General features: G+C 66.5%; 2 protein-coding genes. Both read left to right on the top strand.

Annotated features, from left to right (window positions below; genetic code table 11):
* Positions 1-745 (top strand): helicase RepA family protein (locus tag R7P64_RS24160; RefSeq protein ID WP_318124131.1); only part of this gene is annotated, 745 nt, incomplete at its 5' end.
* Positions 732-926: replication protein C, IncQ-type (gene repC / locus R7P64_RS24155; RefSeq protein ID WP_318124129.1), on the top strand; the 195-nt coding region annotated here is incomplete at its 3' end. The genes R7P64_RS24160 and repC, both read left to right, overlap by 14 nt.

Here is a 926-nt window from a genome sequence, read left to right as displayed (position 1 = left end):
GGGGGCGCTGGTGTCCCCCGGTGGGGCCTGCAAGTCCATGCTGGCCCTGCAACTGGCCGCACAGATCGCAGGCGGCCCCGACCTGCTGGACGTGGGCGAGTTGCGCACCGGCCCGGTGATCTACCTGCCCGCCGAAGACCCGCCCACCGCCATACATCACCGCCTGCACGCATTGGGGGAACGCCTGACCGACGAGCAACGGCAAGCCGTGGCTGACGGTCTGCTAATCCAGCCGCTGATCGGCAGCCTACCCAACATCATGGCCCCGGAGTGGTTCGACGGCCTCAAGCGAGCCGCTGAGGGCCGCCGCTTGATGGTGCTGGATACCTTGCGGCGGTTCCACATCGAGGAAGAGAACGCCAGCGGCCCCATGGCGCAAGTGATTGGCCGCATGGAGGCCATCGCCGCCGATACCGGGTGCTCTATCGTGTTCCTGCACCATGCCAGCAAGGGCGCGGCCATGATGGGCGCAGGCGACCAGCAGCAGGCCAGCCGGGGATCGTCCGTGCTGGTGGATAACATCCGCTGGCAATCGTACCTGTCCGGCATGACCACCGGTGAGGCCGAGGAATGGGGCGTAGACGACACGCAGCGGCCCTATTTCGTCCGCTTTGGAGTCAGCAAGGCCAACTATGGGGCACCGTTCAAAGACCGCTGGTTCAGGCGGCATGACGGCGGGGTACTCAAGCCCGCCGTGCTGGAAAAGCAGCACAAGAGCAAGGGGGTGCCTCGTGGCAAAGCCTAAGAACAAACACAGCCTCAGCCACGTCCGGCACGACCCGGCGCACTGTCTGGCCCCCGGCCTGTTCCGTGCCCTCAAGCGGGGCGAGCGCAAGCGCGGCAAGCTGGACGTGACGTATGACTACGGCGACGGCAAGCGGATCGAGTTCAGCGGCCCGGAGCCGCTGGGCGCTGATGATTTGCGC

Origin of the sequence: Vibrio sp. 2304 (genome assembly GCF_033339475.1) — a bacterium.
GTDB lineage: Bacteria > Pseudomonadota > Gammaproteobacteria > Enterobacterales > Vibrionaceae > Vibrio > Vibrio alginolyticus.
This window is presented reverse-complemented; position numbering and strand designations above follow the sequence as displayed.